Genomic DNA, 13,653 nt, shown 5'->3' on the forward strand with positions numbered 1-13,653 from the left:
GAGCAGGGGATGCGAGGTTGGCGCGCGCGCCTGGCTCGCGCCGGGCGCGGCGGCGGGGCAAGATCGATCGCGACGACCGACACGCCTGCCCTGACCCTGACCGCTACTTGTCCCGGTCCTTGACCGCGACGTTGAAGCTGCCGGACGCGCTGGACCCAGGACCGAGCTGGCGTGACCTGGCCCCGCGCCGAGGCCACCCGGTACGACTACGATGCCATCGGCCGCTTGGTGCGCATCGATGGCCCTCTCGACAACAACGAGGCCTACGACGTGGTCGAGACCGAGTACCACGGCGCCGGCCCCGACCTCGGACACGTCAGGTATTCTCGACGCTTCAGCGGCACAGAGTGGGTGCACACCACGTTCACGACTGAGTACCTGGAATACGACCTCCGCGGCATACCTCATCGCATTGTGGGGCCGGACGGGGTCGAGACGCGCCTCGCCACGCCCGACGGCCTATCCTGGACAGCGACCGAGGACGCCACAGGCTCGCCGGTCGTGTCGACGATCGAGCTCAACCCGGACGGCAGCGTGCGCAGCCAGGTGGACGCCGACGGCGTCTGCCTTACCTACCAGATCGACGCACGCGCCGCGCGCATGATCACCAAGCGAAGCGACCTGAGTGTGTGCGGCGTCCTTCCCATCGACCTCGACCACGGGGACGTCATCATCATCGAGCATGCGCCCGGCGATCCCGGCCGCACGCAGCGCATCGAGCAACGTCGCGATGGCGAGGTGGTGCAGCTCCTCGACGGGTTCCGCTACGACGACGGCCGCAGGCTGGTCGGGGTACCCGGCGCCAACGTCTCGGGCGAATTCGTCACCACCTACACCGACGCGCTGATGTCGCAGATCACCGCGCCGGGCTGGCCCTCTGACGGCGCCTGGAGGTCCAGCGTGGAGGCGGACGAACTCGCTCGCCCGACCGCGTTGCGTCGTCTCAAGGGCGATGGCACAGCTGCCGTCACCCGCCTGCTCTACGACTCGGCGTGGGACGGTACGCCGACGCAGGTGACCCACGGCCAGGACACCGCGATCGCGCAGCTGAGCAGCTTCCGCTACGACGACTTCGATCGACTCGTCGAAGCCACCACTCCCGACGCCGGCACGACCCGTTGGGAGCACGACGGCGCTGGCCGCCGCATCTTCGAACGGGTCGGGGTCGGCACACCCGACGAGCAGACCACCCGCACCAGCTATGACAGTCTCGGGCGCGTGCTCGCGGTCGAACGTGACGTCGACGCCAGCGCCGGCAGCACCTGCGGCACCGCCCCCGACGGCACGCCGCTGGCCAACGAGACCTACGTCTACGATGACTGTAGCTACGAGTACCACCCCGACCCCTCGTTCCGCTGCGAACGGCCGCTGGGGCGCCTCGCGGTTGCCCGCCGCGACCTGTACTGTCAGGGTGGAGAAGCCGTGGCGCAGGTCCGTTGGTACCAGTACGGCCCGACCGGGCGGCTCATGGGCACCCGGACGTCGCTACGCAGGCCGAGCTACGACGGTGAGAGCGGCCTCGACTATGCTTGGTCGCCGGGTGGTCGGCTGCTGAGGTACGCCATCATCGGGACCGATCAGGGCACGCGGTACACCTCGGCCACCGGGGCGTGACGGATGTCGCCGCAACGGACAGGACGCCGATCGCAACCAATGTCACCTACTCGGTCTCAGGTGCGCCGCTCGGCTACACGCTCGTCGACGATGCCACGACCCCGTACGCTCAGTTGAGCCGGGAGTACGACCAGCAGGGGATGCTCCGGCGACACGCCTGGCTCGCGCTCGGCGTGGCGGCGTGGCAGGATCAGGTGTTCAAGTACAATGATGCCGGCATGCTGATGACGGTCACCGACGCCGGCGCACCGGCGCACGGGCGACGGTACGAATATGATCGCTTGGCGCGCATGACCTGCGAGGTCGCGGGCGACCCGGAGACCTCCGGTGCGTGCGCGACGTCCAATCCCGCAGTACTCGGCCGCTTCACGTACCATGACGGCGCATCAACCAGCGCGCCGCCAGCTCACCGGGCGACGATGTTCACCCGGACGCCGTACCATGCGGCGACTGCCGCCGAGAGCGCCGCGTACACGCCGTGGACCAACCGGGCCCAGTCGGTGCAACGCGGCAACGACACGCTCGTCATCACCTACGACGGCCTCGGTCGCCGCACCGCCGACTACCTCGCGTCCCAGCCTGTGGCGTCCCGTCGCGACTACGCGTACTCGCCCGATGGCCACCTCCACACGACGACCACCTCCCGCAGGCACGGTCACGCTCACGTACGGCATCGGCGGCGAGCTGATGTCGATCGCCGGGCCCGCGGAGACGGCGGACCTCCTGTACGACGACGGCGGCCGCCTCGTCGCTGCGCAGGTCATCACGGATGGCACGGAGCTCGACTGGGAGTATCACTACCTCCGGCGACCTGCCGATCGCTGCGACGCGCCGTCGCGACCTCGGCGACGGGCCGACGGCAGACCGCCTCGGCTTCCTGCACGATCGGCGTGGCCTCATCACGCACGTTGTCACCACCAAGGGCGACTCGCTTTATGAGGCGGACCACGACGCTGCCGGCGTCGCCTCGGTCGACCGCCACGCGCTTCCTGTGGATGCCGTTCGCGCTGCCCGGCCAGCTCGTCCTCGCCGACACCGCCGCCACGGGGCGGGGCCCGCTCGCGGCCAACGGCGCCCGCGCCTACGACGCCGACCTCGGCATCTTCCTCGCACCCGACCCCGCCGACCCCGTCGCGCGCATCGTGCCCGAGGGCTACGCCTACGCCCGCAACAACCCGCTCCACTTCGCCGATCCGTCGGGCGGCGCGGCGATGACCTACTGGGACACCGACGACCATCCGTTCTACGGACCAGAGCGGACCTTCTTCGTCGACCAGGGCTGCGATCCAGCGATGGCCCAGATGGTGCGGGCTGCGCTGCGTCAGGCGATCACCGCCATCGCGAGCTGCACCGACGGTGCTTGCGGCCCTCTTGGTGGCACAGCCCTGCGAGCGCGGTGGCTGTACTCACTCTCCGTTGGGAGGTACGCCTGCGAGAACCGAGAAACGAAAACCGCCACCTACGGCCCCCTGAGCTACAAGTTCGTGAATGGCACGCTTCCCGGCCACGGCGCGGCGTTCACCGATGCGGGCGCCGTGGCCGGAAACAAGAGGATGCAGGGTTTGCTGCGTCAGAAGGTGACATTCCTTGGAAGCGATATTTCGCTGATGTGCCTCGCTGGCAACCTCGCGCACGAAGCGCTACATCCAGCGCTATTGAGCCTGGACGCGCACGACCTGCATGCTCCGCAGCGCCCCGAGTGGGCCGAGGTCTTCCTCGCTGGCGCCGCAATGGTCGACTCGCGAAGGGTCACACGCTCCGAGCGCGCAGCTGGCGCGGTAGATTCCGAGTATCCCAATTCGTCGTTCACGGGCGACACGGAACCACAGAACTACCAGCAACCAGACGAGGCGTACATCAAGAACGCGGTGAAGCGGTGTGGCCTGTGCGACTGACCGCGGCGTCGATGCTCGTGCTGGTGAGCCTCATCAGCCTCGGAGGCTGCCAGGGAGAGGCGTCCGAACAGCGACCCAGCGATCGTGAGCGCCAGCCGCCGCGACCTCGCGCGCAGTTGGCGCCGGTGCCGCCGCTGCCAGTGCCAGGTGACCCGATCTATCCGGAGTACTACGCGACCCTCCCCCTCGAAGACACGCGGATGCACCTGGCCGGGGCGATTCACGAACTGCTCCGGGCGCGCACGCGACTGGTCGCGCTCGATGAGGAGAAGTACGCCGCTTGGATCGCGAACATCGACGGTGACATCCGCGTGCTGGTGAAGCTCATGTGCGCGACACGGATCGAGCTGGCCGATGTGGATATCGAGCATGCCCGCATCGAGGACATGTTCCCGTTGAGATACGTCGAGACGGCGCGAGCGTTCGTCTGTGTCGGCTTCAAGCTCGAGCGCCGAACCGTCGAGAACGACCTCTGGCTGCCAACCGAGATCCGCCGGCAGCGCACCGAGGCCGCGCGTGACGCCGGCGTCGACGACGACGCCCGGCCGTGACGCGACCGAGCGTGGTCCACTCCGTGGACGGGTTGGTGCCGTCACCGCCGCGGCGCGGCCCCGGCGGCAGCGGCAGCGTCGCGGCCGCGTGGATCGCGGCGCGCAGACCGCGGCCCGCGCGACGCCGGCGCGCGCGGTGCGCCGGTGGCGAGCCCGCCCGGCGCGGCCTGCCCTGCCCCTGACCGCTACTTGTCCCGGTCCTTGACCGCGACGTTGAAGCTGCCGGACGCCTTGGTGCCGCCGTCGTTGTGGGCCTCGAACGTGCCGCACACCCGGGTCGGCGTCGACGCGGTGATCGTGGCCGTGCCGTCGGTGAGGATGGCGCCGCCGGCCTTGGCCTGCACGCCGACCTCGAAGAACTTGGTCTTGGCGCCGAAGCCGCCGGCGTAGGTCCCGGGCACGAGCGGGCTCTTGTGGTAGGCGTCGAGCTCCTGCTCGAAGGTCGACGTCGTCTGGTCGGTGTGGAACTCGACCACGACCGCGACCTCGCCCGGCTGCTCGGGGCGGTTGTACGGGACCGTGCTCGAGGGCGACAGCGTGTCGCGCAGATCGTAGTTGCCGTAGGCGATGCTGACGCTGCGCCCGCGCTGGTCGTTCTCCGGGCGGTCGATGACCGCGAAGGAGATCGTGTTCTTCAGCGTGAACTCCGGCGGCGCGTCGGCGACGTCGGTGCCGAACGTCACGGTGACGGCGTTGGTCTCGGTGCACGTCGGCTCGGCCGGCTCCGTCGGTGCGCTCGGCTTGTCGACCGGCGCGACCGGCGCCGGCTTGGCCGCCTGGGTCTCGGGCTTGTCCTTGTTGTCCTTCTTCGAGCACCCGGCGACGCCGAGCAGCAAGGCCACGACCGTGGCCACACGCGGGATTGATCGCATGGGATCATCATAGGACATCGATGTCGCGGCGGGTGGCGGCCGTCACGCCGGCGTGGACAGATCGCTGCGCCGCGCTTGTGGTAGGGCGCCCCGGTCGACACCATGGAGCGCATGCGGACCTGGTGGATCGGCGTGGTCACGGCCGGGCTCGTCGGCACCGTCGGCGTCGCCCGCGCCAACCAACCCTGCGGCAGCGACGGCATCACCACGGCGGCGGCCGACGGGCCGACGGCCATGGTCCCGGTCAACTGCCCGGTCGAGTTCTACGTCGGCGCGAACGTGCCCCGCCCGCTGGCGGTGTTCCGCAACGGCGTCGAGGTCACCGGGTTCCCGTTCGCTGACGGCGACGGCTTCGAGGTCACGCGCGACCGGTCGGTGTGCTCGAGCGTCGACCCGACCTGCTGGACCTGGATCCGCGACGCGCGGGCGGTGAGCGTGGTCGGGTACACCCCCGGGACGCCGTTCCAGGCCGGCGACGTCGTCGGCCTCGGCACGCCCGGCGATCAGCCCTGGGCCACGATCACGATCGGCGCGCCGGACAGCTGCCCGCCCCGGCGGTCGTTCAGCTACGAGATGTGCGCCGACCCGCTCGGCGGCGCCTGCACCGGCGGCGCGTTCACCTGCGACGCTGACGGCGGCGTCGACAGCGGCGCCGATGGCGACGCCGGCCTCGTGTGCGACGGCGGCGGCAGCGCCCACGACCCAACGCCCGATGGCGACGGGTGCGCGGCCGGTGGTGGCGCCGACGCCGGCGCCGCGCTGGCCCTCCTCGGCCTGGTCGCGGTCCGCCGCCGCCGCCGGTAGCTGGCGGGATCGGCCACTCCCGCTGGCGTTCCCGGCCCCCACGGTTTGACTGCGCGATCGGTCGCCTCGACCATTGAGGGGTGACGGTCAAGAACTACGTCCTCGACACCAACGTGCTCCTCCACGACGCCCGCGCGATGTTCGCGTTCGCGGACAACAACGTCGTCATCCCGATCTACGTGCTGGAGGAGATCGACACGTTCAAGAAGGACCAGACCGAGCTGGGCCGCAACGCCCGCCAGGTCGCGCGCCTGCTCGACGAGCACCGCGTCGACGGTGGCCTCTCCAAGCCGCAGAAGATGGAGAACGGCGGCACGGTGCGGGTGGCGATGGCCAAGAGCCCGCCCAAGAACCCCAGCTACGACTCGCGGTCGATGGACCAGCGCATCCTCGAGATCGCGCGCGAGGTCCGGGACGACGACCCCGAGGTGCCGGCGATCCTGGTCACCAAGGACGTCAACATGCGCATCCGCGGGGATGCGCTGGGGCTGCAGTGCGTCGACTACGACACCGAGCAGATCTCGATCGACGAGCTCTACGCCGGCCACCGGGAGATCTCGGCCGCGCCCGGCACGATCGACGCGCTCTACGCCGACGGCGGCGTGCCGGTGACGGTCGAGGGCGGCCTCTACCCCAACGAGTTCGTCCTGCTCAAGGACGACACCACCGGCAAGAGCGCGCTGGCGCGCAACGACAAGCCCAGCGGCAAGGTCGTGCCGGTCAAGAAGCTGCGCGAGGGCGTCTGGGGCATCCGCCCGCGCAACAAGGAGCAGCACTACGCGCTCGATCTGCTGCTCAACGACGACATCAAGCTGGTGACGCTGGTCGGCAAGGCCGGCACCGGCAAGACGCTCCTGGCGATCGCCGCCGGCCTGCAGAAGGTCACCGAGGAGGACGTCTACCAGAAGCTGCTGGTGAGCCGCCCGATCTTCCCGCTCGGCCGCGACATCGGCTACCTGCCCGGCGACATCGAGGAGAAGCTCAACCCGTGGATGCAGCCCATCTACGACAACCTCGAGCTCCTGCTCGGCCTCAACCGCTCCGACAAGAAGGAGGGCCGCAGCTACGCCGAGCTGGTCGATCTGGGGTTCGTGCAGGTCGAGCCGCTGACGTACATCCGCGGCCGGTCGCTGCCCAACGTCTACATGATCGTCGACGAGGCCCAGAACCTGACGCCGCACGAGGTCAAGACGATCATCACCCGCGCCGGCGAGGGCACGAAGATCATCCTGACCGGCGACCCGTACCAGATCGATCACCCGTACCTGGACGCGTCGAACAACGGCCTCACGACCGTGGCCGAGCGGTTCAAGCCCGAGGCGATCGCCGGCCACATCACGCTGGCCAAGGGCGAGCGCAGCCCGCTGGCCGAGCTCGCGACCCAGGTGCTGTGACCCGCGCGGCCTGGCCCCTGCTCGTGGCGATGGCCGCGTGCGCGCCAGCCCGGGCCGACGATCCCGGCTTCGAGCTGCGCGTGGTCGCGCCGGCGACGATCGAGCTGGGCGGCGCCGCCGCGGTGTCCGTGGCGCTGGTGCCCGGCCCCGGTCGGGTGGTCTCGACCGACGGGCCGGTGCGGATCGCGCTCGACGCCGACGCCGGCCTCGGCCTGCCGCGCCGACGGTACCTGCGCGCCGACGCCGCCGATCCCGCGGCCGACGCGCCGCGGTTCGACGTCAAGGTCCGGGCCCAGGCCGCCGGCGCCCACGCGCTGGCCATCGAGGCGCGGTTCTGGCTGTGCGCGCGGCAGACCTGCCGGCCGATCGTGGCCACGCGCGCGGTCACGATCACGGTGGCGACGCCGCCGATCGACGCCGGGGTCGACGCGCCGATCGACGCCGGGCGCGACGCGGCGGTCGACGCCGGGCGCCGCCGGGGGCGTCCGTGACCCAGGGCCCGCCGCGCGTGCCGCCGTGGCTCCTGATCGCCATGGTGCTGGCGGGCGCGGCGATGTTCGCGCCGTTCTGGACCTGGCTGGTGCTGGCGGTGTGGGTCGGGCAGCTGGGCCGGCGCATGGTGCCGCCGCTGACCCGCCTGACCGGCCGCAGTCAGCGGGCGGCGGCGGTGCTGACCGCGGCCTTGATCGCGCTGCTGGTCGTGCCGATCGGCCTGATCGTCGGGACGCTGATCGGCGACGCGATCGTGCTGGCGCGCCGGCTGGTAGCGTCACCCGAGGTCCGGCAGGTGTTCGAGAAGCTGGTCACCCGCGGCGCCACCGACGGCGACAGCAACGACCCATTCAAGCTGCTGGTCGAGCATGGCGACCGGGCCTGGAACCTGGTGTCGGTGGTGTTCACCGTCGCGACCAAGATGCTGCTCGGGCTGTTCGTGTTCCTGTCGGCGACCTACGCGGTCCTGGCCGACGGGCCGCGCGGCTACCGGTGGTTCGAGGACTACCTGCCGCTCGATCCGCGCATCACCCGGCGGTTCGCGGCGGCGTTCACCGAGACCGGGCGCGGGCTGTTCATCGGGGTCGGCGGCGCCGGCCTGGCCCAGGCCGCGGTCGCCACCGTCGCCTACGTCGTGCTCGACGTGCCCGAGCCGCTGGTGCTGGGCCTGCTGACCCTGGTGGCGTCGGTGGTGCCGTCGGTCGGGACCGCGATGGTGTGGGTGCCCGTGGCCGCCGGCCTGTGGCTGACCGGCCGCCCCGACGCCGCGATCGGTATGGCGGTGGTCGGGGTCGCGGTGATCGGCTCGATCGACAACGTCGTGCGGCCGGTGCTGGCGCGGCGCGGTCAGCTCGATCTGCCGTCGGTGGTGATCATGATCTCGATGTTCGGTGGGCTCGCGCTGGTCGGCGCGTCGGGCGTGGTGCTGGGCCCGCTGGTGGTGCGGCTGGCCAAGGAGGCGATGGCGATCGCGCGCGAGGCGCGGATCGCCGACGCGGCCCCCCACGCCCCAGGCCACCACCGACGCCCACCAGGCAACGGCCGCCACTGACGGGCCGCCACCGACGCGGCCACCACCGCTCCGCCAGGAGTCGCACCATGAACCCATGCCTCGTCGTCATCCCGTGCGCGCTCGCGCTGGCCTGCACCCACCCCGCGCCGGCCGCGCCGCCGCCGCAGATCGGCAACCGCCCGGGCCCGCTCACCACCGTCGACGCGTCCGCGGGGCTGCGCGACGGCGCGCTGTGGACCTGCCAGATCGACGACTACGATCCGCAGCCGTGCCGCCTGGCGCGCCGGGGCGATGGCTGGTTCATCAGCAAGCTCCTGGGCTCGCAGCGCTTCCGCGGCGCGATCGCCTTCACCCCCGACGGCGCGCGCCTGTCGGGCGAGTACTTCTGCCCGTGGGGCGACTGCACCATGCCGATCGACGTGGCCTTCACCCGCGACGGCGACCGCTACCAGGCCGTCGGCGACGGCGGCGATCTGGCGCCGCCGACGATCTCGCTCCGCTACGACGCCGACGACGACGCCGCGTTCGGCGGGGCCGGCTACGGCGGCCTGACCGGCGACGAGCGCTGAACGGATCCTGGAGCGCTCGGCGCAGGGCCTGGACGCCCCTCGAGGTGCCGGCCCGGTCCGAGGCCGCTGACCTCGGGGTCCCCGCACCTGCCCCGCCTGGCGTCAGGCCGCCCCGCTGAGGCTCAGGTCCAGTCGGTGATGACCTCGCGCAGCTCGCCGACCCGGGCCTTCGACAGCGCGCCGACCGCGGCCAGCGCGAGGCCGGCCGGCGCGATCACCCGGCGCGCGGTCGCGATCAGATCGTCGGGCGTCACCGCGTCGATCGCGGCCAGGCGATCGGCCAGGGCCGGCGGCGGGTAGTAGAGCGCGGTGCCGCCGAACCAGCCGGCCATCGCCGACGGATCGTCGAGCGACGCGATCGTCTCGTAGCGGTAGCGCGTGCGGATCTTGACCATCTCCTCGGCGGTGATCGCGGTGTCGCGCAGCCCGCCGGCCAGGCCGAGGATCTCGCCCACCAGCTTGGGCAGCTTGGCGTTGGCGGTGGCGCTGGTGATCTCGAACAGCGCCGCGTCGGCCAGGGGCTCGATCGCCGCGCCGATCGAGTAGGCCAGGCCCTGCTGATCGGCGAGCTGGTAGTGCAGCCGGGTCGACATGCCGTCGTCGAGCGCGCGCAGGAGCGCCACGAACGCCGGGTAGGCGGGATCGACCTCGGGCACGCCCCGGAACAGGATCGACAGCGTGGTCTGCGAGCCCGAGTCGCGGACGTGGCGCCAGCGGGCGGTCGGCGGGATCGCCGGCGCCGGCGCCGGCTCGGCCAGGGCCCCGCGCGGCAGGTCCTCGAGGCACCGGGCCGCGGCCACGATCGGCGCGTGCTCGACCGGCCCGGCCACGCACAGGATCGTGTTGGCGGCGCCGTAGAAGCTCGCGAAGTGGCGGCGGACGTCGGCGTCGGCGAAGCGCTCGACGTTGGCGCGCGGGCCGATGATGCGCTGGCCCAGCGGGTGCTCGGCGAAGGCGAGCCCACGGGCGATGTCGTCGACGTTGATCTCGACGTCGTCCTCGTCGTAGTCCTCGCTCATCTCCTCGAGGATCAGCGTCCGCTCGCGCTCGATGTCGCCGAACCGCGGCCGGGCCAGCAGCTCGGCCAGGAGCGCGAGGCCGGCCCCGACCTGCTCGGGCACGAAGCCCATCGTGAACAGCGTGTAGTCGCGGCCGGTCTCGGCGTGGAGCGTCGAGCCCAGCGCCTCGATCGCGGTGTTGAGCGCCAGCGAGGTCGGGTACCGGTCGGTGCCACGGAACAGCATGTGCTCGACGAAGTGCGACAGGCCGCTGTCGGTGGGCACCTCGAACCGCGAGCCGACCTTGATGAACGCCGCCACCGTCACGGTGTGCAGGTGCGGCAAGGCCACCGTCGTCACCCGCAGGCCGTTGCCGAGGGTGGTCGTGGTCACGGAGGGATCGACGGGAGTGCGCACCGGCGGCGGTATACCGCACCCGGCCCCGACGTGCGGCCCGCCACGGGTCCGACGGTCGGGTTGACGTCGCCGGGGCCTGGGCGTATCACCGGGGCAATGTTCAAGAAGATCGTCATCGCCGAGGACGATGACGCCATCGCCCACATGGTGAGCATGGCGCTGGGCGACGCCGGCTTCTTGTGCCTGCGCGCGTACGACGGCGACGAGGCGCTGCGGCTGGTCCGCGCCCACGATCCCGATCTGCTCGTGCTCGATTGGATGATGCCGCGCGTCGACGGCATCGAGGTCGCGCGCCGGCTCAAGAGCGACGTCATGTGGTCGCGCACGCCGATCCTGATGCTGACCGCGCTGGCCACGGTCGAGCAGCAGGTCGAGGGCCTCGAGGCCGGCGCCGACGCCTACATGACCAAGCCGTTCGACCTGCGCGAGTTCGGCGCCCGGGCCCGGGCGCTGATCCGCGCCACCAAGCGCGAGCGCGATCGCAACCCGACCACCGATCTGCCCGGGTCGCGCGCGATCGACGAGCACCTGACCGAGGTGCTCAAGAGCGGCAACGTCGTCGCGGCGCTGCACATCGACGTGCTGAACTTCGACGGCTACGCCGACGCGGTCGGCTTCGCCCGGGCCGAGGACGCGGTCCGGGCCCTGGCCAAGCTGGTGCTCGAGCAGGCCCGCGCGCACGGCGACGGCGCGGCGTTCGTCGGCCACCTCGGCGGCTCCGACTTCATCACCGTGGTCGCGGCCGCGCAGGCCGAGGCCCTGGCGACCGCGCTGGTCGCGCGCATCCGCGCCGCCAAGACCGAGCTGTTCGGCGGCGACACCGGCACGCGGCTTCCTGTGGATCTGGCGCCGGTGGTCGCGGTCGCCACGACCGCCGACCTCCCGGCCGGGGCCAACGATCAACTCGCGCGCCGCCTGGGCGCGGCGATGCGGACCGCGAAGCAGGCCGCGGACGGCGGCTTCGTGATCTGGCACGGGTGAGCGAGCCGCGCGCGTGACCGATCGCCGCGACGACGACGGCGGCGCCGCCGAGGTCGCCGCCGACGCTGGCCGCGCCGACACCGTCGCCTCCGACGCCGACCCGTCGCCGTCGAGCGGCACCCCGACCGGTCGCGCCAGCGCCGCGATCGCGGCGGGCCCCGGCACCCAGCTCGGGCGCTACCTGCTCGGCGACGAGCTCGGCGCCGGCGGCATGGCCACGGTCTTCCGCGCCCGCGACGTCGAGCTGCGCCGCGACGTGGCGGTCAAGGTCCTGTTCCCGCACCTCGCGCGCAAGCCCGAGCTGACCCGGCGGTTCCAGCGCGAGGCCCGGGCCGCGGCCGGCCTCGAGCACGCGAACATCCTGCGGGTCTACGACGTCGGCACCGACGGCACGGCCTACATCGTCATGGAGCTGGTGCGCGGCCAGAGCCTGCGCGAGCGCGCCGAGGCCGACGGCCCGCTGCTCGCCGAGCTGGTGGCGGCGATCGGCGCGCTCCTGTGCGACGCGCTGGCCGTGGCCCACGCCGCCGGCGTGGTCCACCGCGACGTCAAGCCGGCCAACGTGATGATCGCCGACGACGGCCGCCTGCTCCTGACCGACTTCGGCGTGGCGCGCCTCGACGACGACGACTCGCTGGTCACCCGCACCGGCGCGCTGCTGGGCACGCCCAGCTTCATGGCGCCCGAGCAGGCCCACGGTCCGGTCGACGCCCGGGCCGACCTGTACTCGGTCGGCGTGACGCTCTACCAGCTCGTGACCGGCTCGCTGCCGTTCGCCGGCTCGACGGTGAAGATCCTGGCCGAGGCCCAGAAGGGCGCGGTGCCGGCGCTGCGCCGCGCGCCGGCGGTGGGCGCGCCGCTGTCGCGGTTGATCGCGCAGCTGATGGATCCCGACCCATCCTTGCGCCCGGCCGACGCCACGATCGCCGCGGCGGCGCTGCGGCGGCTGGTCACCGACGGCGGGCTCGGCGAGCCGCGCGACGAGGTCCGCGCGTTCGCGGCCGATCGCGCGGGCTTTCGCGCGGCGCGACTGCCGGCGGTGCTGGCCGCGCTGACCGCCACCGCCGAGGCCGCGGCCGCGCGCGGCGCCACCGCGACCGCGCTGGCCACCTGCGATCGCCTGCTCGCGCTCGCGCCCGAGCACGCCGCCGCGACCGCGCTGCTCGCGCGCCTGACCCGCCGCGATCAGCGCCGGCGGCTGGTGATCGGCGGCGGCGTCGCGGCGCTGGTGGTCGCCGGCGCGGGCGGCGGCTGGCTGGCCCTGGGCGGTCGCGGCCACGCGCCGGCGGCGCCCGCTGCGGCGCTGATCGACGCCGGGCTCATCGACGCCGGGCGGATCGACGCCGCGGTCGAGGCGGCGCCGATCGAGGCCGGGCCGACCGACGCCGCGCCCATCGACGCGCCGACCGACGCTGCGCCCCGCCGCGACGCCGCGGCGCAGCTCGGCGCGATCCCGACCGACGCCGCGCCCCGCCGCGACGCCGCGGCGCAGCTCGGCTCGGTCCCGACCGACGCCGCGCGCGTCGACGCCGCGCCCATCGACGCCGCGCCCCGCGACGCGCCCGCGCTCGCCATCGACGCCGCGCCGGCGCCCGCGATGCTCACGCTCGTGTTCGACACCTGGTGCGATCTCACCGTCGACGGCAAGCCCCGCGGCCGGGCCTCGCGCCAGCCGATCGCGCTCGCGCCGGGTCGGCACCAGCTCGCGTGCAAGCAGGGCCTCGGCCAGGGCGCGTGGAGCCAGGACCTCGTGGTCGGCGCCGGCGAGGTCCGCACGGTCGAGGGCACGCTCTTGGCCCCGGTCGTGGTCGAGAACGGCCTCGCCGAGTCGGTGCGCCTGCAGGACCACACGCTGGCGCGCGGCGCCACGGCGACGCTGCGCCCGGGTCGGGTCCGGGTCGAGATCGTCCGCGCCGGCCAGCCGGCGGCGCTGGGCTGGGTCACCCTGCCGCGGGTACCGCGCTGCACGCTGCGCACGAGCCCCGAGCTCGACTGCTATCCGTGATCCGCGACACCGGCGTCCGGATCAGCGCGCCCCCGGCCGGTCGGCCTGT

12 protein-coding genes are annotated in these 13,653 nt (G+C 72.7%); 10 read left to right on the plus strand and 2 right to left on the minus strand.

Annotated elements, in window-relative coordinates:
• Nucleotides 1-171 precede the first annotated feature (171 nt).
• From IPL61_04910 to IPL61_04920, 3 genes are read left to right on the plus strand one after another with little or no spacing between them, the layout of a single operon-like run.
• Entirely contained in the window at nucleotides 172-1,614 is a 1,443-nt protein-coding gene (locus tag IPL61_04910) for an RHS repeat protein (protein MBK9030669.1), read from the plus strand.
• The gene (locus IPL61_04915) at nucleotides 1,611-3,509 is read left to right on the plus strand and encodes a hypothetical protein (protein ID MBK9030670.1); all 1,899 of its coding nucleotides are present in this window, start codon (nucleotides 1,611-1,613) and stop codon (nucleotides 3,507-3,509) included. Before IPL61_04910 ends, IPL61_04915 begins: the two co-directional genes overlap by 4 nt.
• A gap of 11 nt (nucleotides 3,510-3,520) precedes the next feature.
• Nucleotides 3,521-4,060 (plus strand): hypothetical protein, encoded by a 540-nt coding sequence (locus IPL61_04920; protein MBK9030671.1) that lies wholly within the window; start codon nucleotides 3,521-3,523, stop codon nucleotides 4,058-4,060.
• A gap of 185 nt (nucleotides 4,061-4,245) precedes the next feature.
• Here IPL61_04920 and IPL61_04925 read toward each other — a convergent pair whose 3' ends face one another.
• Nucleotides 4,246-4,932, minus strand: coding sequence for a hypothetical protein (locus IPL61_04925; protein MBK9030672.1), 687 nt, complete (start codon nucleotides 4,930-4,932; stop codon nucleotides 4,246-4,248).
• A gap of 111 nt (nucleotides 4,933-5,043) precedes the next feature.
• Here IPL61_04925 and IPL61_04930 point away from each other — a divergent pair, with 111 nt between their 5' ends.
• The 5 genes from IPL61_04930 (at nucleotide 5,044) to IPL61_04950 (ending at nucleotide 9,203) form a co-directional block, all read left to right on the plus strand.
• Nucleotides 5,044-5,736: a hypothetical protein gene (locus tag IPL61_04930; GenBank protein ID MBK9030673.1), complete on the plus strand. Its 693-nt coding sequence runs from the start codon at nucleotides 5,044-5,046 to the stop codon at nucleotides 5,734-5,736.
• A 137-nt stretch (nucleotides 5,737-5,873) separates the two neighbouring features.
• Entirely contained in the window at nucleotides 5,874-7,130 is a 1,257-nt protein-coding gene (locus IPL61_04935) for a PhoH family protein (GenBank protein MBK9030674.1), read from the plus strand.
• Nucleotides 7,127-7,621, plus strand: a complete 495-nt coding sequence (locus IPL61_04940; GenBank protein ID MBK9030675.1) for a hypothetical protein — start codon at nucleotides 7,127-7,129, stop codon at nucleotides 7,619-7,621. The genes IPL61_04935 and IPL61_04940 overlap by 4 nt, the downstream gene beginning before the upstream one ends.
• On the plus strand, nucleotides 7,618-8,673 hold the full coding sequence (locus IPL61_04945) for an AI-2E family transporter (protein ID MBK9030676.1): 1,056 nt from the start codon (nucleotides 7,618-7,620) through the stop codon (nucleotides 8,671-8,673). The genes IPL61_04940 and IPL61_04945 overlap by 4 nt, the downstream gene beginning before the upstream one ends.
• A gap of 47 nt (nucleotides 8,674-8,720) precedes the next feature.
• Entirely contained in the window at nucleotides 8,721-9,203 is a 483-nt protein-coding gene (locus IPL61_04950) for a hypothetical protein (protein MBK9030677.1), read from the plus strand.
• A gap of 122 nt (nucleotides 9,204-9,325) precedes the next feature.
• On the opposite strand, the gene IPL61_04955 is transcribed toward IPL61_04950, so the two are convergent.
• The gene (locus IPL61_04955) at nucleotides 9,326-10,594 is read right to left on the minus strand and encodes an insulinase family protein (GenBank protein MBK9030678.1); all 1,269 of its coding nucleotides are present in this window, start codon (nucleotides 10,592-10,594) and stop codon (nucleotides 9,326-9,328) included.
• A gap of 120 nt (nucleotides 10,595-10,714) precedes the next feature.
• Here IPL61_04955 and IPL61_04960 point away from each other — a divergent pair, with 120 nt between their 5' ends.
• On the plus strand, nucleotides 10,715-11,599 hold the full coding sequence (locus IPL61_04960; GenBank protein ID MBK9030679.1) for a response regulator: 885 nt from the start codon (nucleotides 10,715-10,717) through the stop codon (nucleotides 11,597-11,599).
• A gap of 13 nt (nucleotides 11,600-11,612) precedes the next feature.
• The gene (locus tag IPL61_04965; protein ID MBK9030680.1) at nucleotides 11,613-13,604 is read left to right on the plus strand and encodes a serine/threonine protein kinase; all 1,992 of its coding nucleotides are present in this window, start codon (nucleotides 11,613-11,615) and stop codon (nucleotides 13,602-13,604) included.
• Nucleotides 13,605-13,653 lie beyond the last annotated feature (49 nt).

The organism is Myxococcales bacterium, assembly GCA_016717005.1.
Lineage (GTDB): Bacteria > Myxococcota_A > Polyangia > Haliangiales > Haliangiaceae > UBA2376.

Excerpts from the sequence above, each read along its gene's own strand:
- IPL61_04920 (MBK9030671.1), top strand. The coding sequence starts at position 3,521 with ATGCTCGTGCTGGTGAGCCTCATCAGCCTCGGAGGCTGCCAGGGAGAG.
- IPL61_04925 (MBK9030672.1), bottom strand. The coding sequence starts at position 4,932 with ATGCGATCAATCCCGCGTGTGGCCACGGTCGTGGCCTTGCTGCTCGGC.
- IPL61_04930 (MBK9030673.1), top strand. The coding sequence starts at position 5,044 with ATGCGGACCTGGTGGATCGGCGTGGTCACGGCCGGGCTCGTCGGCACC.
- IPL61_04935 (MBK9030674.1), top strand. The coding sequence starts at position 5,874 with ATGTTCGCGTTCGCGGACAACAACGTCGTCATCCCGATCTACGTGCTG.
- IPL61_04950 (MBK9030677.1), top strand. The coding sequence starts at position 8,721 with ATGAACCCATGCCTCGTCGTCATCCCGTGCGCGCTCGCGCTGGCCTGC.
- IPL61_04960 (MBK9030679.1), top strand. The coding sequence starts at position 10,715 with ATGTTCAAGAAGATCGTCATCGCCGAGGACGATGACGCCATCGCCCAC.